Here is a 19,080-nt window from a genome sequence, read left to right as displayed (position 1 = left end):
TTCCCGCCGGTGCGAGAAGTCGGTCACTCAGCGGCGCAGGCCGAGCAGGTCGCGCGCGATCACCCAGCGATGGACTTCGCTGGGCCCTTCGTAGATGCGCATCAGCCGGGTCTCGTTGGCCATCTGCTGCAGCGGCAGTTCCTTGGTCATGCCCATCGCGCCGAAGGTCTGCATCGCCTGGTCGATCACTTCCCACGCCATTTCGGTGGCGAAGACCTTGATCATCGAGACCTGCGTGCGCGCCTCTTCGCCGGCATCGATGCGGCTGGCGGCTTCATAGGTCATCAGGCGGCAGGCATGGATGCGCGTGGCGGCGTCCGCCACCCACCACTGGACCGCCTGGCGCTGTGCCAGCGGCGCGCCGAAGGTCTGCCGCTGCGGCGCGTATTCGCAGATCATGTCGAGCGCGCGCTGCGCCCGGCCGATGCACCACGCGGCCATCTGCACCCGGCGCGTGGACAGGCGCGCCTGCATCGGCGCAAAGCCCTGGCCTTCGGTGCCAAGCAACTGCGTGGCGGGGACGCGGCAGTCTTCCAGCACGACTTCATAGGTGGAATGGCCGCCGATCATCGGGATGCGGCGCTCCACGCGCAGGCCGGGCGTGCCGCGCTCGACGATAAAGGCCGAGATGCCGCCGCGCGCGCCCTTCGCCTTGTCGGTCACGGCCATCACGATGGTCCAGTCGGCGCGCGCCGCGCGGCTGATCCAGATCTTGCGGCCGTTCAGCACCCAGTGGTCGCCGTCGCGTTCGGCGCGCGTGGTCATCATGGCGGGGTCGCCCCCGGCGCCGGGCTCGGAAATGGCGATGGCCGATACCGTTTCGCCGCGCGCATACGGGTCCAGGTAGCGCTCGCGCTGGGCGTCGTTCGCGGTCAGCATCAGCATGCGCAGGTTGGGCGAATCCGGCGGCAGATCGTAGGGCGTGATGGTCTTGCCGAGTTCTTCGTTGACGCCGACCATCGCCACCACGGGCAGGTCGGCGCCGCCCATCTCCGTGGGCGCATCCAGTCCCCACAGGCCAAGCTCGCGCGACAGGCCGTCAAGGCGTGCGTGTTCTTCCGGCAGCAGCGCGTGTTCTCCGCCACTGGCCTCGCGGGCCAGCACCGCCGGCTCCAATGGGATCAGCTGGTCGCGCACGAAGCGCGCGACCAGGTCCTTGAGCATGCGGTGTTCTTCATCGAGCTGGAAATTCATGCGTGTCTCCTTGTTATTCCTGAGCGCCGGCGTGTGTGCCGGCATGCGCGGCGGGCAGGGCGATACCGGCTTCCTGCAAGACCTCGGCGGTGTGTTCGCCGAGCGCCGGCGCATGGCGGCGCAAGGACAGCGGCGTGGCCGAAAAGCGCGCGGCCGGGCGCACTTCGCGCAGCGGGCCTTCGGTGGGGTGCTGCGTCGCCTGGAACAGGCCCACGGCTTGCAGGTGCGGATGATCGACCAGCGCATCGAGCCCGTAGATCGGCGTGGCGGGGATGTCGAGCGATTCGAACAGCACCATCCATTCGTCGGTGCTGCGCTCAGGCGTCAGCTCGGCCAGGTGCCCGTACAGCGCGCGGATATTGGCATTGCGCTGCGCGCGGTCGCTGACTTCATAGCGGTCGGCAAGGTCGTCGCGGCCGACCGCGCGGAAGAAGGCTTGCCAGTGGCGCTCGGTATAGGGCAGCGCGCAGATCCAGCCGTCGCGCGTCGGCGCCGGGCGGCGGCCGCCTTGCAGCAGACGCGCATAGCCGGCGCCGGCGGGAGCGGGGTCGAAGGTCAGGCCACCCAGGTGCTCGGTCATCACGAATGCGGCCATGGTCTCCAGCATCGGCACTTCGACCGACTGGCCCACGCCGTGGCGTTCCCGATGCAGCAGCGCGGCCAGCACCGCGTTGGCCAGCGCCAGCCCGGTGGTCTTGTCGGCGATCAGGCTGGGCACGTATTCCGGCCGCTCGCCTGTGCCGGCGCCCAGCGCCACCAGTCCGCAGCCCGCCTGGATGATGTCGTCGAAAGCGGGCTTGTCGCGATGCGGGCCGTCCTGGCCGAAGCCTGTGGCCACGCAATAGACGATGCGCGGGTTGATGCGCGCGACCGCCTCGTAGCCAAAGCCCAGCCGCTCGATCGCCGCCACGCGCATGTTGTGCACCAGCACGTCTGCGCCGGCGATCAGCGCGCGCAGCGCTGCAACGCCCTCGGGGGTCTTCAGGTCGAGTACGACCGAGCGCTTGTTACGGTTCAGCGCCAGGTAGATCGAGCTCATGCCGGCGTGCTGCGACACGCCGTTGGCGCGCATCAGATCGCCTTCCGGACCTTCGATCTTGATCACGTCGGCGCCGAAGTCGGCCAGCACCTGCGTGGCCAGCGGGCCGAGCACGACCGACGTGAGATCCAGCACGCGGATGCCGTCGAGCGGGCCGGCGGGCGTGGCAGGGGTGTGGTGTTCAGGCACGGACGGCTCCTTAGCGGCGGTGGAATACCGGCGTACGGCGTTCCGCCATCGCTGCCACGCCTTCGCGGAAATCGTCGCTGCGGAACTGCCCACGCTGGATGGCCAGTTCGCGCTGGTTGACCTCGGCGATGCGGTCGGCCAGCCCCTCGCGCAGCGTGGCGCGCGTGGTTTCCACCGCCAGCGGCGCGGAGGCGGCGATCTCCTGGGCGAGCGCCATGGCGCGGTCGTTGACTTCAGCCTTGGCCACCAGTTCATCGGCCAGGCCGATGGCGACGGCGTCGCTACCGGAGATGCGGCGGCCGGTATAGAACAGCAGCGCGGCCTGCTGCTCGCCGACCAGCCGCGGCAGCGTCACGCTGAGGCCGAAGCCGGGGTGGAAGCCGAGCCGGTTGAAATTGGCGCTGTAGCGTGCCTCGGGGCAGGTCACCCGGAAGTCGGCCACCAGTGCCAGGCCCAGCCCGGCGCCAATGGCGGCGCCTTCGACCGCGGCGACGATGGGCTTGCGGTTGCGGTAGAGCTTCATCGCATGCACGTAGAAACCGGCCGGGTCGTTGGCGATCTCGCCCTGGCCGGCGCCGCTGAAGTCGGCGCCGGCGCAGAACGCGCTGACCCCGGAGGCCAGCACAATGGCGCGGCAGCTGGCGTCGTCGTCCAGGGCCAGCAGGGTGTCCGCGAGGCGGCGCATCACGTCGGCATCGACAAAGTTGTGCGGCGGACGGGACAGCACAATGCGGGCGACGTGGCCGTCGCGGCTCAGCTGGATGTCGGCATTGGATGACATGCGGGGCGCTCCTCAGTGTTGTGGGCCGGCGCAGGTCCGGCGGAGCACTCAGTATTCGCGCTGCCGCGCCTCGCCGCTATACTCGGATTTCGCTTACTGAAATTATGCGGAGATGGCTGATACAGCACCCGAAGCGGTGTCGACGCGCCGCGTGACCCACCAGACCGGCCGCTTTACCCGCGACACCGCTGGCAGCCAGTCGCTGGAGCGGGGGCTGGTACTGCTGCGCGCCTTCCGCGTCGGGACCACCAGCCTGACCAATGCCGAGCTGGCGGCGCGCACCGGCCTGCCGCGGCCGACCGTCAGCAGGCTGACGCGATCGCTGGTGGACGCCAGCTTCCTGCGCTACGACGTCAACGAACGCGCCTACCGGCTGGCGCCGGTGGTGCTGAGCCTGGCCGATGCCTTCCGCCACGCCAACCGCGCCGCGGATATTGCGCTGCCGCTGATGCGCAAGGTGGCAGAGGCCGACAAGGTCAACGTGGGACTGGCCGTGGGCGACAAGCTCGACATGGTGTACCTGGCCTCGATCCGCCACAGCCGCGACAGCGTCTCGCGCACGCGGCGCGTGGTGCCGGGCACGCGCGTGCCGATGGAGCTGACCTCGATCGGGCTGGCGTGGCTGGGAGCGCAGCCGGATGGTGTGCGGGAAGACATGCTGGAAGGTATTGCCGCGCGGCAGGGCGAGGCCTGGCCGGCCATGCAGGCACGCGTGCTGCAGGCGATCGAGCAGTCGCAACAGCGCGGCTTTTGCACCGCCGCATACCAGCAGGGGCATTTGCTGGCGGTGGGCGCGGCGTTCCGTGGCCCCGACCAGCAGCTCTATGGCCTGAACATCAGCTTTCCGTATTCAGCCAGCGAGCGCAGGCGCGACAACGCCCGCTATGCGGTAAAGCTGGCGCGGCTGATGGACGATATCCAGTCGGCGTGGCAGCGCGCCGGCGGCGGCTAGCGCCGGGCTCAGTACACCGGCGCCATGCCGGCGGGCCGGTTCTTGAAGCGCCGGTGGACCCAGTAGTACTGCTCCGGCATGGTCGCGATCTGCGATTCCAGGAAGGCATTCATGCGGCGCGAATCCTCCTCCACGGAGCCGGACGGAAAGCCCTCCAGCGGGTCGAAGATGCGGAGGCGGTAGCCGCGGTAGTCGGGCAGCACCTCGGTGGTAAAGGGCACCACGCGCGCGCCCGTCATGCTGGCCAGCCGCGAGGCCGACGTCAGTGTGCACGCCGGCACGCCGAAGAACGGCACGAACACCGAATCGGCCAGGCCGAAGTCCATGTCCGCCGCCAGCATGACCGGGCAGCCGGAGCGCAGCGTGCGCACCACCTGCTTGCCGCTGCCGCTGCGCGGGATCATCTCGGCACCAAAGCGCCCACGCTGCGTGCGCGCGATTTCTTCCAGCAGCGGGCTCGACATCTTGGTGTACAGCGATGCGACCGGGTGGCGGATCGAGTAGAACATGCACCCCGCTTCGATCGCGACGAAGTGGAAACCCAGGAAGATGGTTGGTTGCTCGGTGCAGGTGGACAGGTCGATGCGGGTGTCCAGTTCGATCAGCTTGTCCAGCCGCCCGGCATCGCCAAACCATTGCACGCCGCGCTCCAGGTAGCTGCGCATGACATGGCCGAAGTGGCGCCGCGCCAGCTGCTGCCGGGCGGCTTCGTCCATGTCCGGGAAGCACAGGGCCAGGTTGGTCAGCACGATGCGGCGCCGGCGGCTGGGGATCTGGTACAGCAGCTTGCCGATAGCGTCTCCCAGGCGCGCGGTCAAGCCGTAAGGCAGCGCCGCGAGGAGCTTGAAGACAGTGACGACTAGTGCGGCCCGGAGCCGATGGGTCATGAGGATCCTGTGGAGCGGTGGCGGCAGCGCGGCGTTCCGCCGGGCGGCTGCACGGTAATGATTGGGCGCCACGACAGGTGGCGGACGAGGGCGGGCGGGGCGCGCGCGGTCGGCAAGAGCAATGGCTGGCGGCCCGGCACGGCGATGGGCAACGCCTGGCGCGCACGGTGTGCGCGTCGGAACGTACGGAATGGGAGCGTTAGCGCGCAGTTGCGCTGCGAAGCGCGCACTGTAGCACGTTGCGACAGGCGGGCATGTACCGAGGTGTTACAACGTCGAAAAGTGTCCGCCACGCAACATCATGCGGGTGGCGCATGGCTTGACGCCCGGCTTCGGCGCCGCGCGCTCAGTGCTTCAGCTCGCCCAAGTAGTAGTTGATTTCCGCCAGCAGCGTATCGTGGAATTCGGCCGGCAGGGCGCGGTCGTCGGTCAGAGCCAGCAACTGGTCGACGCGCACGCGGAAGCGCCGCTCCACCCCGGCCTGGGCCGCCGGCGGCAACCCGGCGGCCAGGGCGCCGAGCAGTTCCCGTATCACCAGAAGGCGCGCGCCGTACTGGACCATGGCATCGCCCTGTGTCTTGAGGCTGGTGGCCAGCGGGTCCGGGCTGGCCGGTGCCACGGGCGCGGTGATGGCCGGCGCGGGGGGCACGGCATGCGCTGGTGCCAGGTGGCGTGCGTCGTTGGCGGCCTGGGGCGGCGTCGCGGCGCCAAGTATGCGGGACAGCAGGTTGATCCTGAACATCGGCAGGGCTCCCCGAGGGCAATCGTGAACGCCGCGCATGCGCGCGGCCGGCCGGTCTGGCTGACTTGCATATCTTGGAACGCCGTGGCGGCGCTGACAGTGCGGCAGGAAACAATGCCTGCCACCGGCGCGCGTTCAGGCCACTGTGCGCGCGACCGCCTTGCGGCCCTTGCCGGCACGCGCGGGCGGCAGGCACAGGCCGCAAACGAAATGCCGGCGCAGGCCATAGGCGTGGACCACGTAGTCGCCTGCGCAGCGACGGCAGCGCGCCAGCTGGAGCATGCCGTTCTCGTGAAAGCGCACCAGCGTCCAGGCGCGGGTAAAGCTGAGTTCCGCGGGTTCCCCGGTCACGGACAACTGCTCCCGGTAGACGCGGTAGCCCGACAGCACCGCGCGGATACCGGCCAGCCCGCCGGCGTCGCGCATGAATCGATAGGCGTTGAGCAGCATCGATGCATGGGCGTTGGGGCGCCATGTCACGAACCAGTCGGTGGAATAGGGCAGCATGCCCTTGGGCGGCGATTTCCCGCGCAGCTCCTTGTACAGCCGGACCAGCCGCACCCGCGGCAACGTCAGCGCCGATTCCAGCACCTGCAGGCGCGCACCCAGCCCAATCAGTTCGATGGCCAGCCGGATTTGCTCGACGTCATGCAGCATGCTCTTGCTGGTGGGCGGCGAAGACGAGGGTGGCGGGTCTGTGTCGGGGCGCAAGTCCATCGTTTCCTGAATGTTTCGCTGAATAGCGATGGATTCTATGGATGGCCGTTTTGTCATAACTCTGATATGCATCAAGAGTCGCTTCCCGGCCGGGTGTGTAGGAGAAGTGCCCACACGGTATAGGACGGACGCCGATTTTGCCTGTACACCCATGCGCTACCCTTCAAGAACACGTAAACGACTCGGGAGCAACCCATGGCTGCGAACTTCCTCATCAGGCAGACGCCCCAAGGCTGGGAACTGACGGTCGAAAGTGCGCGCAAGGGCCTGGTTCATTGCGAGGACCGGGACGTCGCCGTCAATATCGGCAAAGCCGCGGCAAAGCGGCGTGGTGTCGGGCTGATCGTGCAGGAAGATCCGGACGGCTGCGAGTCCGCGATAGGATTTACGGAGTCACTGGCCGCCTGAAGCGACGCAGCATCGGCGACGCAACATCGGGGATCCATTGCTGGACCCCATTGAGAAAATCCGGGATTTCCAGGCATCGCAAGGATGCTTACAACGGCGGGCGCTTTTTACAGGGCGCCCGCCGTTGCATTGGGTGACTTGCAGTCGCGCGCAATGGCGCGCGATGACTGTCGCAGTGGTACGGAACTTGCGCCCTCTGGCAACTGGTGCGGCGCGGTGGCATGCCGCCGCCGCAGTTCCCATCCGGCAGTTCCAATCCGCAGGAGATCAACCATGCATCCATTCCGGAATGAAGGCAGCAACTCGTGGTGGCGCGACGAAGAGGCGCCGCGGCGCGACCGTGCGGACGACCCGCGAGGCTATGGCGAGGGACGCTACGGGCAATCGGGCGGGCCGGCCCGCGACTACGGCGAAGGCCGCTACGAGGGCCGCCAGCGCCATGGCGGCGATGTGCGGGGTCAGGGCTATTACGGCAGCCGCCAGGAAGGTCAGGGCGGCCAGGGCGGCGGAGAAGACTGGCAGCGGTCCGGCCAGCGCGCGCCGTGGGACGACGATGAAGCGTGGCGCGGCAGCGCCTCGGACCAGGGCGGCAACGTGCGCGATGAGTGGGGCGAAAGCCGCCGCGGCGGCCAGGCGATGACCGGTCGCCAGGGTGGGATGGCTTCGAGCGGTAGCGAGTATGACCAGGGCTACGGCATTTCCGAGCGGCCGGGTTCGGCCGGGCGCAGTGCCGGCGATTTCGGCAGGCAGGGCGCGGGTGAACGGCGGTTTGGCCGGCAGCTGCGCGGGCGCGACCGCGTTGGCCCGAAGGGCTACCAGCGCAGCGACGATCGCATCCGTGAAGAAATCTGCGAGCGCCTGGCCCATGCGCCCCATGTCGATGTGCAGGACGTTGAGGTAGAAGTGGAGAGCGGGGTGGTGCGCCTGAGCGGCAACGTGCGCGATCGCCGCCAGAAGTACTGCATTGAAGACATTGCCGACGACGTGTTTGGCGTGCGTGAAGTCCACAACGGGATCCGGATGGGCTCGGCCGGACCGTTCGGCGTTTCGGGCCTTTCCGAGGGTGTAGGCGAGACGCGGAACACAGCTTCCGGCGCGGCCGGGCAAGGCCATGTCAGCGGTATCAGCAGTGCCGGCAGCGCGACCGGGTCGACCGCCAGCAGCTATGGCGGCGGCATGGAAGCGGGCAGTGGCGGCCCGGGTGCCGGCCGCGACAGCACCGGCGGCACGACGCGCCCCTGATTTCGCGCGGCGTCAAGCCACCGGAAAGCGGGGCTGCGCCGCTGGCGCGGCCCCGTCCGCTTTCACACCTCGCGACGCGGCGCGTCGGGCGATTCCTCCGGCGGCAAGCGGTCGTCGGCCTCGCTGCGCGGCTGCGCCATGCGGCGATGCTGCTCGGCCAGCACGTCCGCCGGGGTGACCATGGCAATCGCCGCTCGCAGCTTGTTCTGCCAGCCGGTGATGACTTCGCCTTCGCCGCGCATCATCGAATCGAAGCCGGTCCGTGCGACCTCGGCGGCATCGGCCTTCTTCTGCTGGCCGATCCGGGTGTCCAGCAGGTCCGCGCGCTCGAAAAACTCGGTCTCGGTCGCGCCGGGCATCAGGCAGGTCACGGTCACGCCGGTGCCCTGCAACTCGTGCCGCAGGGCGTACGAGAACGAATCCAGGAACGCCTTGGTGGCGTTGTACACCGCCTGGTAGGTGCCCGGCATGAAGCCGGCAATCGACCCCGTGATCAGGATGCGCCCGCTGCGCTGCTCGCGCATGCGCTGGCCAACCCGGTGCAGCAAATGGACGGTGCCGGTCACGTTGGTTTCCAGCACGTGCTGGATATCGGCAAAATCCTGATCCAGGAACGCGTGGCCGAGACCGCGGCCGGCATTGGCGCAGAGCACGTCGACGCGGCGGTTTTCGCAGGCCGCGCACAACTGCTCGATGCCGGCCGGCGTGGACAGGTCCGCCACCAGCGCTTCTACCTGGGCACCCTCGTCACGGAGTTGCGCGGCGGCAACTTCGATCTGCGGCTCATCGGCGGCGATAACGAGGTCATAGCCGTACCGCACGCAGCACCGCGCCAGTTCATAGCCGATGCCTGACGAGGCGCCGGTGATCACGGCAAGCAAGCCGGTGCGGACATGGGAGGGGGCAGGAGTGGGAGCAGGAGAGGGAGCAGGAGTGGAAGCAGGAGAGGGAGCAGGAGAGGGAATGTCAGCCATGATGGCCTCCGGGGACTGCGCAGCGGAGGACATTCTTACCGCCGCGTTGTAAGGTTTGGCGACACATGGCGCCAGCGGGACTTGCCTCAGCCCACGCGCCGCCAGGCATGTATGCCGAACCAGACCCCGAGCAATGCCACGATCGTCGCCAGCAGAGCCAGCGCCGCGCATGCCGCCGGCGCCAGCGAGCCGAACCAGGCAAAGGCATCGGTGCGCCGCCACAGCACCCAGGCGAGCGTGGCCGCCATCAGTACCAGAGCGGTCTGCGTCAGCGCTTCGACCACGCGCATGGGGCCGCGGGCGGTGCTGTCCAGGGGATCGCGGCGGGCTTCCGCGGCAATGACTTCGGGGTCTTCCATGGCGTTGCGCTCAGGAGGGCGGATGCCATGGTCGTGCAAGTCCCGTTCCCGGACGGGAATTACGCTGGCACAGGCTTCAGGCGGGTCAGAAGACGCCCAGCGCCAGCCCGGCGGCCAGCCCTTCGCCCAGTTCCGCGCAGCGCGCCAAGTCCTCCGCACCGATCTGCTTGGGCGCGAGAATGCGCTCCGGCGTCTGTGCGTGCGTGCAGACGATCAGCCCGGGCGCAACGGGGTTGAGGCGCCAGCCCGTGGCAATGCGGTCTACCTGCCGCAGTGCGTTCTGGCCATCGCTGCCGGCGCAGATCATGGCGGCGTAGGGACGGCCGTTGATGCGGTCCAGCACGGGGTAGTAACTGCGGTCGAAGAAGTCCTTCATCATCCCCGCGATGGCGGCGAGGTTCTCCGGCGTGGCGAACAGGTAGCCATCGGCGGCCAGCACATCGTCGGGCCCGGCCTCGGCCGCACGCTTGAGCACCACCACGACGCCCTCCTGCGCACGCGCGGCCGCCGCGGCTGCCTCGGCCATCTGGCGGGTGCCGCCGGTCATGGTGTGGTAGACGATCAACAGCGTTTTCATGCTTGCGTGCAGGGCGGGATGCGCGAACCCACTGTAGCACGCCGGGCGCCAGTGGCGACCTGGGAACTTTTACAACGCACCGGCGGACTGACCGGCATGGGCGCCGGCGTTAAAATGTGGCGCCTGTGTAGTTTCCGCCCCCGGTCCAGGAGTTTCCAAGATGCCTTCGCCGCGCTCGTCGCTTTCTCCGCGTTCCTTTTCTACCGCGCTTGCGCTGGTGCTGTCGCTTGGCTGCGCAGCGGCCGCTCAGGCCGCGGACGACGCGCCGAAGCCACGCGGACGCGACGAGGCTCCTGAAGCCCCCATTGCCTGCATGAAGGCGGTCAAGGCTGCGCTGCCCAACCCGGGCAGCTTCAAGTGGGTCAGTGCCAAGACCCGCAAGGTCGCGGAAGACGCCTACAGCGTGGTTGGCGATGTCGAATACGTCGCGCAGGACGGCGCGGCGCGCAAGGCCAAGGTGCAGTGCGACGTGATGCGCGCGCCCGGCAACCAGTTCGTAGTGCCCAAGGTTCGGCTGCCGCAGTAGCTCCAGCCGGGGAAGTCCAGGCACCTGCCGCACTGCGCGGCGTGATGCAAAGAAATGTGGATGCTGTCCATTTTCTTTGCTAGTCTATGTGTACGGCATCCACAAATGCCCGTGCCGGGCCCGTTGGCCGCAAACGCAAGGAGACTCCGAATGAAGACCGAAGCTCAGAAGGAACACCGCTGGCTGCAACGGCTGGTGGGCGAATGGATGGCCGAAGGCGAGGCCGTGATGGGACCGGACCAGCCACCGCAGAAATGGCAGATTCCCGAGCGGGTCACCGGCGTTGGCGAGCTCTGGGTACAGGGCACGGCGCAAGGCGACATGCCCGGCTGCGGCCCCGCCACCACCGTGATGACACTGGGCTACGATCCCGCCCGCAAGCATTTCGTCGGCACCTTCATCGGCTCGATGATGACCCACCTGTGGGTCTACGAGGGAGACCTCGACGCCGGCGGCCAGCAGCTGACGCTGCGCGCCGAGGGACCAGATTGTTCGGGCAATGGCCGCACGGTCCAGTACCGCGATGTGATCGCCTTCAAGGATGACAATGAACGGACGCTGACGTCATTCATGCAGGGCGAGAACGGCGAGTGGACCGAGATCATGAAAGCCACGTACCGCCGCAAGCGCTAGTGCGGCGCCCGTTCCTGCCGCTCAGGTGCGCTCTCCCGTGGCATGGGCGACGCGCGCCAGCCGGCGCCCGGGACCGCCAGGGCGGCGATGCTGGTCGTCCTGCGGGCTTTCCTGCGGGCTTTCCTGTTGGCTTTCCTGTTGGCTTTCCTGTTGGCTCACCGGCCGCTGCCGTTCCGCCTTGTGGCGTTCGGCATTGCGCCGCCGCCGGCGCCGCAGCAACAGCAGTATCGACGCCGGCAGCAGAAGCACCAGCGCCAGCAGCGCAAAAGTCGCCGGCCCCGGGTTGCGCGCCACGGCGGCGACGCGGTCGACCAGGAAGGCCGAGATCACGATGCCCGGCAGCATCCCCAGCGCCGTGCCCACCAGGCAGTCGCGCAGGCTGATGCGCGACGCGCCGACCACCAGGTTGACCAGCGAGAACGGCGCGATCGGCACCAGCCGCAACACCACCATCGCCAGCACGCCGTGCCTGCCGAGCTGGTGGCTGACCCGGTTCAGCCGCCGGCCGCCGAAGCGGCGCACAGTATTGCGGCCGAGCAGGCGGCCCGCCAGGTAGCCCGCGCCGGTGCTCAGCATGGTGCCACCCAGCGCCAGCGCGGCGCCATAGAGCGGCCCGAACACCACCACGGTCACGAGGATCAGCAGCGTGACCGGCAGCATGGTCACCGCCCCGGCCAGGTAGACCCCCATCATTGCCAGCGGCGCCATGGGCATGTCGTCCAGGCGCTCGACCACGGCCAGCAGCGCGCGGAAATCCGCCCATTCGCGCAGCGGCGTGTAGCGCCAGGCGAAGGCGAGCCCGGCCAGCACCAGCGCCAGCGCCACCATCACGCCGACACGGCCTACCACGCGTGGGCGCGCTTCGTGGCTGACGAATTCGGCCAGCACCTGGTCGCTGTCGATGGGCTCGATCGGGTCGAGCAGGTGGTCGGCCGGGGAAGCGGCGTCGAGGTCGTCCGGCAGCGGGGGCTCGTAGTCTTCCAGCGTGCGGCCGTCGTCACGCTGCAGCGCGCGGATGGCCGCCAGCAGGCTGCGCGTTTCGGCCACCTTGGCCTGGAAGGCCTCGGGCGCGATCTCAAGGTGCTCGCCCAGCAGCCGGGACCGCATGGCAGCGATGGCTTCGCGCACGCGCGGGTCGCCGCCTGAGGTCACCACCACATTGCACTCGGTGTCCAGCCCCAGCGAGCGGTTGCTGAGGTTGGAAGAACCAATGGTCAGGAAATCGTCGTCGATCACCGTTACCTTGCTGTGGACGTTGACGCATTCGGGCAGCAGCCCCGGTATCGTCGGGCAAAACAGGTGAAAGCGGTTGCCTGTGTCCGCCGCCCGCAGGCGCCGGTACAGGCGCGCGCGCAGCACGCCCATGCTGTGCGCCTCCAGCCAGCCGCTCTCGTTGCGTCGCGATACCAGCACGATATCGGGGCCATTCTCACGCCCCAGCCGTCCGGCCAGCGCCTTGGCGATCTCGCCCGAGCTGAAGTACTGGTTCTCCATGTAGACGCTGTGACGGGCCGACGCAATGGCGTCGCGCAGCAGCATGCGGATCTCGCTGACGCCGGGCTCGTCTTCGCACATGGGCATGGTGCGGGCGATGCCGACGCGCACGTCGGTCAGTTCCGGCTTCAGGCTGGGTGGCCACGGGTCCGCGGAGGTCTCTGCCATCGCCGAGGCCGGACGCGACCTGCGTCCGGTCGCGCGCAGCCAGCGATCCGCGCACAGGATGGCGAGCGCGGCGGCGGCCTGGCCATCGAGCACGCACTGGACGTCATGGAAGGGCGGGTAGGACTTGCCTTCGGCCATGCGCAGCGGTGCGCCGGGCGCGTGGTTGTTGTCGTCCCAGCGGCGCAGCGTCAGGTCCAGCCCGCCGACAAAAGCGACCTTGCTGTCGATCGCCACCACCTTCTGGTGGTGCGAGGCGCCGGGCGGATGGTTGCCGTCGAGCCGGAACGACAGGTGCCGGTGCGCCTGCCAGTGCGCGCTGGCCGACGGCAGCCATTCGCGCTCCATCGCCATCACCATGGCGTAATCCCAGCTCAGGATATAGATGCGAAGGTCGGGACGGCGGTCCGCCAGTGCGCAGAGGAAGTCGCGCAGCCCGTCAGGCAGGCCGTCCTGCGCGCCGTCGGGCACGAGTTCCATGCGGCTGTCGATGTCCCAGCCGAGGATAAAGATGGTGTGCTCGGCGCGCGGCAACGCTTCGCGCAGCGCGCGGAAATACGCGTCGCCGTCGACGAGCATGGCAAAGCGCTGGCACGGCTCGACACGCCAGCAGTTGCGCCCGGGCTCCAGTGTGAAGGCGGGCGGTTCCTGCAATTCATGCGGAGTGTCCGGCGCTGGCCGCGTCGGGGTGCCGGGCGGAATCTGTGGCCTCATGTCGCACGCTCAGGAGGATAAGCCTTAAGCGTCGCGCAAGTTCCATACCGGAGGGTGTGACGGGACTGCCGTGAGCGTTGCGGCCGTGGGAAGCGGCGTCCAGAGGCAGGGAAATAAGATGGGAAGGTGTGCGCGCCGCGTGTGCGCCGCGTGTGCGCTTTACCTGCCTTTGTAAGAACCGCACTGCCGGCGCAAGCGGCGCCGGCAGGTCTTACGATGCCTGGCGGCGCGCCGGGCGGGCGATGCCCCAAGCGTCAAGCAGCGGCTGGAAATGCGGCGTGGCCTCGCGCGCGGGCGGCGCCACCTTGCGCGGCGGCGGCAACGGCCGGCCGGTCAGTACCAGCAAGGTGTCGGCCTGCGAGCCAAGTTCTGGTTCGCCGGCATAGGCGACGACGCCCATTTGGCGGGCCGATTTCAGAGCGCGGGTCAGTTCCGCGGCATTCAGGCGGCTGGCGGCGGCAAGCCGGTGCCGGGGCATGGGCCCCTGGGCACGCAGGCTGTTCATCAGAGCCAGCACGCAATCCCGGGTGGTTCGATTCATGTCGCTGCGTGAGGAAGATTGGAGCATCCGCCTGGCCTCTTTGGGCCATATCGGATGCGGGAATCCATTCTTTCGCAGGGGTCATATCTTGCCAACCGGATATGACACTTGTTCACATTCTTCGCGCGATGCGTGGACGGAACCTTCCGTCAGTGCCGGGTTTGCGGATCGCCGCACGGAAACCGGTGTTCCGGGGCGAGAGCAGCCCCGGCGACGGCGCTCTGGCGGCGCCATCTGCGGGCCTGCCTGGCGTGCACATCGGTCGCCATTTCGTGGAGTTCAGCGATCCTGGCCTCAAGCGGGTCGGGATAGATGTCGAGCGGACGGTTTCTGAGTATGCGGGACATGACGGGGTCTCTGTAGGTGCCTGGTCTTAGTATTGGCACTGAAACGGTCGATTGCATGCAACGATTTCTAAACCGTTGATCTGACTCAACGTTGACTACGCAATGAACTGTTGCGGGCCATGACGCGAATGTCGCGGTCGGCGAGCATTCCCGCCGTCCGGGTCAGCTTTCAGTGTCCCAGGCGCGGCATGGTCCTGGACTCGCGGCAATCGATCTTGCGCTCGCGCACCATGCCATCGCGGCGATGGATGCACAGCGACACGCCGTCCTGGCGTGCCCGCAGCCAGCCCGCTGCGATGGCGGATTCCTGGGTGGGAAACTGCCGCGCCGTGGCTTCGCCGCCCCCGGCGCACGGGTATCGGTCGCTGTCCTACAGCCGAGGACATGTCGCGCCGTCGGCTGACACCGCGGTAGGACGAAAGCCGACTTTTCGCGCGGTTGTCGGTTGCTACGATCCAATTGCCGGTTGGGCATGAAGCTGCCCGGTCAAGCTATCCCGAGCTATTCCATCTGGCGGCGCATGCCGCTTCCACACGAAGCAAGGAGATCGTCATGAGAAAGCTATTCGCACTGTTTGCCCTCGCTGGCGTGATGCTGGTTACCGGTTGCAACACCATGGCCGGTGCAGGCAAGGACATCGAACGCGGCGGCGAGAAGGTGCAGGGCGCGGCAGAGAACACCAAGCAGAAAATGTAATCGACTGCCGACGCTCGCTTGCGCGGCAAATGGCCCGTGCCACTGGCACGGGCCATTTGTGTTTGGTTGGCAATGTCAGGTTCAGTGGCAGCTTCAGTGCGCAACCGACTCCGGCACGCGTTCCTCGTCGCGGCTGCGGCGCCAGCTTGCTGGCGGGAGCCCGAACTCGCGCTTGAAGGCGCGGCTGAACGCCGCCTCGGAGTCATAGCCGACCGCGCCCGCGATCTCGCCGATCGACCGGTTGCCGCTGCGCAGCTCCGCCGCCGCGGTGCGCAGGCGCCAGTGCGCCAGGTATTGCATCGGTGGCTGGCCGAGCAGATCGGTAAAGCGTTGCGCCAGCGCCGAGCGTGACAGCCCGACGTTGCCGGCGAGCTCGTCCACTGTCCACGGGTAGGCTGGGCGGGCATGCATGCGCGACAGGGCCCGCCCTACGTAGCGGTCGCGCAGCGCGGCCAGCCAGCCGCTTTCATTGTCCGGGAGCGTGTCAATACAGCGCCGCACCGCCTGCACGAAGAGCAGCTCGGACAGCTTGGCCAGCACCGTGGCGCTGCCCGCGCGCGGCTCGGCCGCTTCAGAGGTGGCAAACGCCAGCGCCGAGGACAGCCACGCCGACTCGATGCCATTGCCCAACCCCACTTTGAACAGCCGCGGGAGCGAGGTCAGCAGCGGGTTGCCCATGGTGTCGTCGAACCCGAGGAAGCCGCACACCATGCGCGTGGTTTCGCCGCCGCCCCCATACGACACGCGCATGACTTCGCCCGGGCTGTTGCGCAGCATGTCCGCGACCAGCGGCGCGGACTGCACCGGCTGCAGGTGCAGGTCGCTGCCCAGCACGTGTGGCTCGCCTTGCGGTACCACCAGCAGCTCGCCGGTCTCGACGCGCAGGCCCGGCCCCGTGCTTCCGACAAGGCGGGCCCAGCACACGCCTTCGGTTATCAGGTGGTAGGAGACGACGCGATCGGTGCCGGGCAGGAAGGCGTTGCGCAATTCAGCGTCCGCTTCAGACACCAGGCACCACGGCGACTTGAATTCGCCGTTGAGGAAGACGGCACCGCTCAGTTGCACGGCGCGCAGCAGGTCGGACAAGGCATCCATGGTCACTTTCCTCCAGATCCGGTGTTTCGCGCAAGAAAGCCGGACGCCCGATCATACGGGCAAGGGGACCGGGCTCCGATACTAGCATCGTGCTACGGGCCGGACAACGGCTCTGCGGCACGGATCAGACAAGCCGGAGACAACACCATGGAAACAGTTACCGCCCCCGATGCCAGCGCAGGTGCGCAGGCCGATTGGCTCGCACTTGCCGCGGCGCTGGGCCGCACCTTCGACACACGCGCCCCCGACATCGACGCGAGCGAGCAGTTCGTCAGCGCGAACTACGACGACCTGCGAGCGCATCGCTTCTTTGCCGCCGCCGTGCCGCAGGAGCTGGGCGGTGCCGGCTTGTCCCACCAGGAGCTGGGCGGCGTGCTGCGCGAGCTGGGCAAGTACTGCGGGTCGACCGCACTGGCCTTTGCCATGCACACGCATCCGGTGGCCACGGCGGCATGGCGCTGGCGCAATCAGAAAGCGCCGGTGGAAGGGCTGCTCAAGCGCGTGGCGGGCGAGCAGATGGTGCTGCTGGGCAGCGGCGGTTCGGACTGGCTGCAGGGCAGCGGCAAGGCCACGCGTGTCGAAGGTGGCTTCCGTGTGGACGGGCGCAAGATCTTCGCCAGCGGCGCGCCGGTGGCGGACTTGTTCATGACTTGCGCGGTGTACGACGATCCCGAAGCCGGGCCCACGGTGCTGCATTTCGCGCTGCCGATGAAGAGCCCCGGCGTGCGCGTGATGTCGAACTGGCACGCGCTGGGCATGCGCGGCACGGGCTCGCACGACGTGCTGCTTGAAGGCGTGCTGGTGCCGGACACCGCCGTCGCCGCGCGCCGCCCGCAAGGTGTCTGGCATCCGATGATGCATACCGTCTCGATGATCGCGTTGCCGCTGATCTACGCGGTCTACGTCGGCATCGCCGAAGCCGCGCGCGATATCGCCCTGCAACTGGCGCGGCAGCGTCGCCTCAGCGCGCATGCGGTGGAAGCGGCCGGACGCCTCTGCAACGAAGCCGAAGCCGCGCGCATGGCGCTGGATACGATGTTCGACGCAGCCGCGGGGCACGCGCCGGGTGCGGTGACCACCAACCGCATCATGTGCGGGCGCACGCTGGCTGCGCGCGCGGTGCTGGCGACCGTCGAAGCGGCCATGGACCTCGCCGGCGGCGCGGGCTTTTATCGCGATACCGGGCTGGAGCGGCGCTTCCGCGATGCGCAAGGCGCGCGCTTCCATCCGTTGCAGGCCGGTGCCCAGCAGGAGTACGCCGGACGCATGGCGCTGGGCCTGGATATCGATGCGCCTCCCGGCGAGGTGCGGCAGGCCGCGCAATGATGCCCGCACTGGCCCCGCTGCCGTATGCCACCGAGGCCTGCAACGACAGCGGCTGCGATGACCTGGGCGAGGCCTCCAGCGGCCTGGACCATGACGCCCGCGCACGTCGCGCCCTGCGCGATGCGCTCGGGCAGTTCGCCACCGGCGTGACGGTAGTGACCGCGGCGGACGCGGAGGGCAGGCCGGTCGGGGTGACGATCAACGCCTTCACTTCCGTCTCGCTGGCGCCGCCGCTGCTGCTGTGGTGCCTGGCGCGCGCATCCGGCAGCCTGCCGGCGCTGCGCGCCGCGCCCTGTCATGCCATCAACGTGCTGGGCAGCGGACAACTGGCCTTGTGCCGGCGTTTTGCCGGGCGTGATATCGACCGCTTTGCCGGTGTGGATTGCCGCCCCGGACCGTGCGGCACGGTGCTGCTGGCCGGCGCGCTGGCGACATTTATCTGCCGGCACCGCTCGGTGCGCAGGTTCGGCGACCATGTGGTGTTCGTGGTCGAGGTGATGGCCTACGGCGCGTCGCCCGGTGCGCCGCTGGTGTTCCATGGGGGCGGGTTTGGCGAAGGGACGGCGAGCATCGACGCCGGTGCGGCCTAGCGCAGCACCCGTGCTCCGCGGGCCTTGCCGGCGATCACCAGGGCAATGCCACCGAGCACGGCCACCGCGCTGACCGCGAGCCGCAGCGTCAGCGTTTCACCCAGCAGCACGATGCCGCCCGCCGCGGCAATGATCGGCACGCTCAGTTGCACCGTGGCGGCGGTGGCCGCGCGCAGGCGCGGCACCACCGCATACCAGACCACATAGCCAAGCCCGGACGTGACCGCGCCGGACAGCAATGCATACACCAGGCCCGCGCGGTCCAGCGAACGCTGCGCCTGCATCACCGCGGCCAGCGCCAGCGCCAGTGGTACCGCGCGCAGGAAATTGCCCGCCGTGGTCGTGACCGGATCGGCATTGCGCCGCCCGTGCAGCGAATAGATGCCCCAGGCGATGCCCGCCAGGATCATCAACAGGGAAGACAGCAGCGGCGGCGTGGCCAGTCCCGGCAGCAGCAGCCACACCAGCCCCACGAGCGCGAGCGCCAGGCCGATCCATTGCTGCATGCGCAGCGACTCGCCGGCCGCCAGCCCGTAGCCCGTCATGGTGGCCTGCACGGCAGCGAACAGCAACAACGCCCCGGTGCCGGCGCCCAGGCGCAGGTAGGCAAACGAGAACGCTGCGGCGTAGCAGAACAGCGCCAGTGCCGAAATCCAGCTGCCGGCCAGCGGCGGAAACCACGCCATGGTGTCGGAGCGCAGCAACCGGTGCTGCACCACCACGATGATCCACAGCATCGCGGCCGCCGCGGTGACGCGCGCCAGCGTGAAGCTGGTCGCGTCGATGGTGGTGCCTTCCAGCGCGAGCCGGCATAACAGGGAGTTGCCGGCGAAGGCCAGCATGGCCAGTGTGGTCAGCAGGACGGTGTTCGCACGTGGCATGCGGGCCAGGG

At 68.5% G+C, this 19,080-nt stretch carries 22 protein-coding genes; 8 read left to right on the top strand and 14 right to left on the bottom strand.

What is annotated here, in order from left to right:
- Nucleotides 1-27: 27 nt before the first annotated feature.
- Genes LPA45_RS22120 through LPA45_RS22110 form a run of 3 tightly spaced genes read right to left on the bottom strand, consistent with a single transcriptional unit; the run spans nucleotide 28 to nucleotide 3,203 of the window.
- Nucleotides 28-1,194: an acyl-CoA dehydrogenase family protein gene (locus LPA45_RS22120; protein WP_116319650.1), complete on the bottom strand. Its 1,167-nt coding sequence runs from the start codon at nucleotides 1,192-1,194 to the stop codon at nucleotides 28-30.
- Between the two features lie 13 nt (nucleotides 1,195-1,207).
- Complete coding sequence (locus LPA45_RS22115; RefSeq protein WP_116319649.1) at nucleotides 1,208-2,422, bottom strand: CaiB/BaiF CoA-transferase family protein; 1,215 nt, start codon at nucleotides 2,420-2,422, stop codon at nucleotides 1,208-1,210.
- A 10-nt stretch (nucleotides 2,423-2,432) separates the two neighbouring features.
- A complete protein-coding gene (locus LPA45_RS22110) occupies nucleotides 2,433-3,203 on the bottom strand; it encodes an enoyl-CoA hydratase/isomerase family protein (RefSeq protein WP_116319648.1) in 771 nt (256 codons plus the stop codon).
- A gap of 112 nt (nucleotides 3,204-3,315) precedes the next feature.
- Between LPA45_RS22110 and LPA45_RS22105 the strand changes: the two genes are divergently transcribed.
- A complete protein-coding gene (locus LPA45_RS22105; RefSeq protein WP_116319647.1) occupies nucleotides 3,316-4,155 on the top strand; it encodes an IclR family transcriptional regulator in 840 nt (279 codons plus the stop codon).
- An 8-nt stretch (nucleotides 4,156-4,163) separates the two neighbouring features.
- On the opposite strand, the gene LPA45_RS22100 is transcribed toward LPA45_RS22105, so the two are convergent.
- The 3 genes from LPA45_RS22100 to flhC form a co-directional block, all read right to left on the bottom strand.
- Nucleotides 4,164-5,042, bottom strand: a complete 879-nt coding sequence (locus LPA45_RS22100) for a lipid A biosynthesis lauroyl acyltransferase (RefSeq protein WP_116319646.1) — start codon at nucleotides 5,040-5,042, stop codon at nucleotides 4,164-4,166.
- A 346-nt stretch (nucleotides 5,043-5,388) separates the two neighbouring features.
- Complete coding sequence (locus LPA45_RS22095; protein WP_317921263.1) at nucleotides 5,389-5,784, bottom strand: hypothetical protein; 396 nt, start codon at nucleotides 5,782-5,784, stop codon at nucleotides 5,389-5,391.
- Nucleotides 5,785-5,919: 135 nt separating this feature from the next.
- Complete coding sequence (gene flhC / locus LPA45_RS22090) at nucleotides 5,920-6,441, bottom strand: flagellar transcriptional regulator FlhC (protein WP_233528141.1); 522 nt, start codon at nucleotides 6,439-6,441, stop codon at nucleotides 5,920-5,922.
- 255 nt (nucleotides 6,442-6,696) lie between these two features.
- Between flhC and LPA45_RS22085 the strand changes: the two genes are divergently transcribed.
- Both LPA45_RS22085 and LPA45_RS22080 read left to right on the top strand, forming a co-directional pair.
- The gene (locus tag LPA45_RS22085) at nucleotides 6,697-6,909 is read left to right on the top strand and encodes a hypothetical protein (protein ID WP_317921262.1); all 213 of its coding nucleotides are present in this window, start codon (nucleotides 6,697-6,699) and stop codon (nucleotides 6,907-6,909) included.
- Nucleotides 6,910-7,182: 273 nt separating this feature from the next.
- Nucleotides 7,183-8,151: a BON domain-containing protein gene (locus LPA45_RS22080; RefSeq protein WP_116319642.1), complete on the top strand. Its 969-nt coding sequence runs from the start codon at nucleotides 7,183-7,185 to the stop codon at nucleotides 8,149-8,151.
- Nucleotides 8,152-8,213: 62 nt separating this feature from the next.
- On the opposite strand, the gene LPA45_RS22075 is transcribed toward LPA45_RS22080, so the two are convergent.
- The 3 genes from LPA45_RS22075 to LPA45_RS22065 all read right to left on the bottom strand — a co-directional run bounded on the left by LPA45_RS22075 (nucleotide 8,214) and on the right by LPA45_RS22065 (nucleotide 10,061).
- Nucleotides 8,214-9,032 (bottom strand): SDR family NAD(P)-dependent oxidoreductase, encoded by an 819-nt coding sequence (locus LPA45_RS22075; protein ID WP_317921261.1) that lies wholly within the window; start codon nucleotides 9,030-9,032, stop codon nucleotides 8,214-8,216.
- 179 nt (nucleotides 9,033-9,211) lie between these two features.
- Complete coding sequence (locus LPA45_RS22070; RefSeq protein WP_116319640.1) at nucleotides 9,212-9,484, bottom strand: hypothetical protein; 273 nt, start codon at nucleotides 9,482-9,484, stop codon at nucleotides 9,212-9,214.
- An 85-nt stretch (nucleotides 9,485-9,569) separates the two neighbouring features.
- Nucleotides 9,570-10,061, bottom strand: coding sequence for a flavodoxin family protein (locus tag LPA45_RS22065; RefSeq protein WP_317921260.1), 492 nt, complete (start codon nucleotides 10,059-10,061; stop codon nucleotides 9,570-9,572).
- Between the two features lie 160 nt (nucleotides 10,062-10,221).
- On the opposite strand from LPA45_RS22065, the gene LPA45_RS22060 reads away from it, so the two are divergent.
- Both LPA45_RS22060 and LPA45_RS22055 read left to right on the top strand, forming a co-directional pair.
- Nucleotides 10,222-10,587, top strand: a complete 366-nt coding sequence (locus tag LPA45_RS22060; RefSeq protein ID WP_116319638.1) for a DUF2880 domain-containing protein — start codon at nucleotides 10,222-10,224, stop codon at nucleotides 10,585-10,587.
- A gap of 150 nt (nucleotides 10,588-10,737) precedes the next feature.
- A complete protein-coding gene (locus LPA45_RS22055; RefSeq protein ID WP_116319637.1) occupies nucleotides 10,738-11,220 on the top strand; it encodes a DUF1579 domain-containing protein in 483 nt (160 codons plus the stop codon).
- Nucleotides 11,221-11,241: 21 nt separating this feature from the next.
- Here the strand turns inward: LPA45_RS22055 and LPA45_RS22050 are convergent, their stop codons facing one another.
- The 3 genes from LPA45_RS22050 to LPA45_RS22040 all read right to left on the bottom strand — a co-directional run bounded on the left by LPA45_RS22050 (nucleotide 11,242) and on the right by LPA45_RS22040 (nucleotide 14,779).
- Nucleotides 11,242-13,593, bottom strand: coding sequence for a VTT domain-containing protein (locus LPA45_RS22050; RefSeq protein ID WP_367395109.1), 2,352 nt, complete (start codon nucleotides 13,591-13,593; stop codon nucleotides 11,242-11,244).
- A 211-nt stretch (nucleotides 13,594-13,804) separates the two neighbouring features.
- Complete coding sequence (locus tag LPA45_RS22045; RefSeq protein ID WP_233528125.1) at nucleotides 13,805-14,134, bottom strand: hypothetical protein; 330 nt, start codon at nucleotides 14,132-14,134, stop codon at nucleotides 13,805-13,807.
- Nucleotides 14,135-14,650: 516 nt separating this feature from the next.
- Complete coding sequence (locus LPA45_RS22040) at nucleotides 14,651-14,779, bottom strand: DUF2188 domain-containing protein (RefSeq protein WP_233528140.1); 129 nt, start codon at nucleotides 14,777-14,779, stop codon at nucleotides 14,651-14,653.
- Between the two features lie 254 nt (nucleotides 14,780-15,033).
- Between LPA45_RS22040 and LPA45_RS22035 the strand changes: the two genes are divergently transcribed.
- A complete protein-coding gene (locus LPA45_RS22035) occupies nucleotides 15,034-15,177 on the top strand; it encodes an entericidin A/B family lipoprotein (RefSeq protein ID WP_029044501.1) in 144 nt (47 codons plus the stop codon).
- A gap of 93 nt (nucleotides 15,178-15,270) precedes the next feature.
- Here LPA45_RS22035 and LPA45_RS22030 read toward each other — a convergent pair whose 3' ends face one another.
- A complete protein-coding gene (locus tag LPA45_RS22030; RefSeq protein WP_116319634.1) occupies nucleotides 15,271-16,272 on the bottom strand; it encodes an AraC family transcriptional regulator in 1,002 nt (333 codons plus the stop codon).
- A 147-nt stretch (nucleotides 16,273-16,419) separates the two neighbouring features.
- On the opposite strand from LPA45_RS22030, the gene LPA45_RS22025 reads away from it, so the two are divergent.
- Nucleotides 16,420-17,598, top strand: coding sequence for an acyl-CoA dehydrogenase family protein (locus LPA45_RS22025; RefSeq protein WP_116319633.1), 1,179 nt, complete (start codon nucleotides 16,420-16,422; stop codon nucleotides 17,596-17,598).
- On the top strand, nucleotides 17,595-18,188 hold the full coding sequence (locus LPA45_RS22020; protein WP_116319632.1) for a flavin reductase family protein: 594 nt from the start codon (nucleotides 17,595-17,597) through the stop codon (nucleotides 18,186-18,188). Before LPA45_RS22025 ends, LPA45_RS22020 begins: the two co-directional genes overlap by 4 nt.
- On the opposite strand, the gene LPA45_RS22015 is transcribed toward LPA45_RS22020, so the two are convergent.
- Complete coding sequence (locus LPA45_RS22015) at nucleotides 18,185-19,069, bottom strand: DMT family transporter (RefSeq protein ID WP_116319631.1); 885 nt, start codon at nucleotides 19,067-19,069, stop codon at nucleotides 18,185-18,187. The genes LPA45_RS22020 and LPA45_RS22015 overlap by 4 nt on opposite strands.
- Nucleotides 19,070-19,080 lie beyond the last annotated feature (11 nt).

This window comes from Cupriavidus sp. Agwp_2 (assembly GCF_040784895.1).
GTDB lineage: Bacteria > Pseudomonadota > Gammaproteobacteria > Burkholderiales > Burkholderiaceae > Cupriavidus.
This window is presented reverse-complemented; position numbering and strand designations above follow the sequence as displayed.

What these genes read in the sequence shown, in the direction of transcription:
- LPA45_RS22120 (WP_116319650.1), bottom strand. Translation starts at nt 1,194, where the DNA reads ATGAATTTCCAGCTCGATGAAGAACACCGCATGCTCAAGGACCTGGTC.
- LPA45_RS22110 (WP_116319648.1), bottom strand. Translation starts at nt 3,203, where the DNA reads ATGTCATCCAATGCCGACATCCAGCTGAGCCGCGACGGCCACGTCGCC.
- LPA45_RS22105 (WP_116319647.1), top strand. Translation starts at nt 3,316, where the DNA reads ATGGCTGATACAGCACCCGAAGCGGTGTCGACGCGCCGCGTGACCCAC.
- LPA45_RS22100 (WP_116319646.1), bottom strand. Translation starts at nt 5,042, where the DNA reads ATGACCCATCGGCTCCGGGCCGCACTAGTCGTCACTGTCTTCAAGCTC.
- LPA45_RS22095 (WP_317921263.1), bottom strand. Translation starts at nt 5,784, where the DNA reads ATGTTCAGGATCAACCTGCTGTCCCGCATACTTGGCGCCGCGACGCCG.
- flhC (WP_233528141.1), bottom strand. Translation starts at nt 6,441, where the DNA reads ATGCTGCATGACGTCGAGCAAATCCGGCTGGCCATCGAACTGATTGGG.
- LPA45_RS22085 (WP_317921262.1), top strand. Translation starts at nt 6,697, where the DNA reads ATGGCTGCGAACTTCCTCATCAGGCAGACGCCCCAAGGCTGGGAACTG.
- LPA45_RS22080 (WP_116319642.1), top strand. Translation starts at nt 7,183, where the DNA reads ATGCATCCATTCCGGAATGAAGGCAGCAACTCGTGGTGGCGCGACGAA.
- LPA45_RS22070 (WP_116319640.1), bottom strand. Translation starts at nt 9,484, where the DNA reads ATGGAAGACCCCGAAGTCATTGCCGCGGAAGCCCGCCGCGATCCCCTG.
- LPA45_RS22065 (WP_317921260.1), bottom strand. Translation starts at nt 10,061, where the DNA reads ATGAAAACGCTGTTGATCGTCTACCACACCATGACCGGCGGCACCCGC.
- LPA45_RS22060 (WP_116319638.1), top strand. Translation starts at nt 10,222, where the DNA reads ATGCCTTCGCCGCGCTCGTCGCTTTCTCCGCGTTCCTTTTCTACCGCG.
- LPA45_RS22055 (WP_116319637.1), top strand. Translation starts at nt 10,738, where the DNA reads ATGAAGACCGAAGCTCAGAAGGAACACCGCTGGCTGCAACGGCTGGTG.
- LPA45_RS22050 (WP_367395109.1), bottom strand. Translation starts at nt 13,593, where the DNA reads ATGAGGCCACAGATTCCGCCCGGCACCCCGACGCGGCCAGCGCCGGAC.
- LPA45_RS22045 (WP_233528125.1), bottom strand. Translation starts at nt 14,134, where the DNA reads ATGAATCGAACCACCCGGGATTGCGTGCTGGCTCTGATGAACAGCCTG.
- LPA45_RS22035 (WP_029044501.1), top strand. Translation starts at nt 15,034, where the DNA reads ATGAGAAAGCTATTCGCACTGTTTGCCCTCGCTGGCGTGATGCTGGTT.
- LPA45_RS22030 (WP_116319634.1), bottom strand. Translation starts at nt 16,272, where the DNA reads ATGGATGCCTTGTCCGACCTGCTGCGCGCCGTGCAACTGAGCGGTGCC.
- LPA45_RS22025 (WP_116319633.1), top strand. Translation starts at nt 16,420, where the DNA reads ATGGAAACAGTTACCGCCCCCGATGCCAGCGCAGGTGCGCAGGCCGAT.
- LPA45_RS22020 (WP_116319632.1), top strand. Translation starts at nt 17,595, where the DNA reads ATGATGCCCGCACTGGCCCCGCTGCCGTATGCCACCGAGGCCTGCAAC.
- LPA45_RS22015 (WP_116319631.1), bottom strand. Translation starts at nt 19,069, where the DNA reads ATGCCACGTGCGAACACCGTCCTGCTGACCACACTGGCCATGCTGGCC.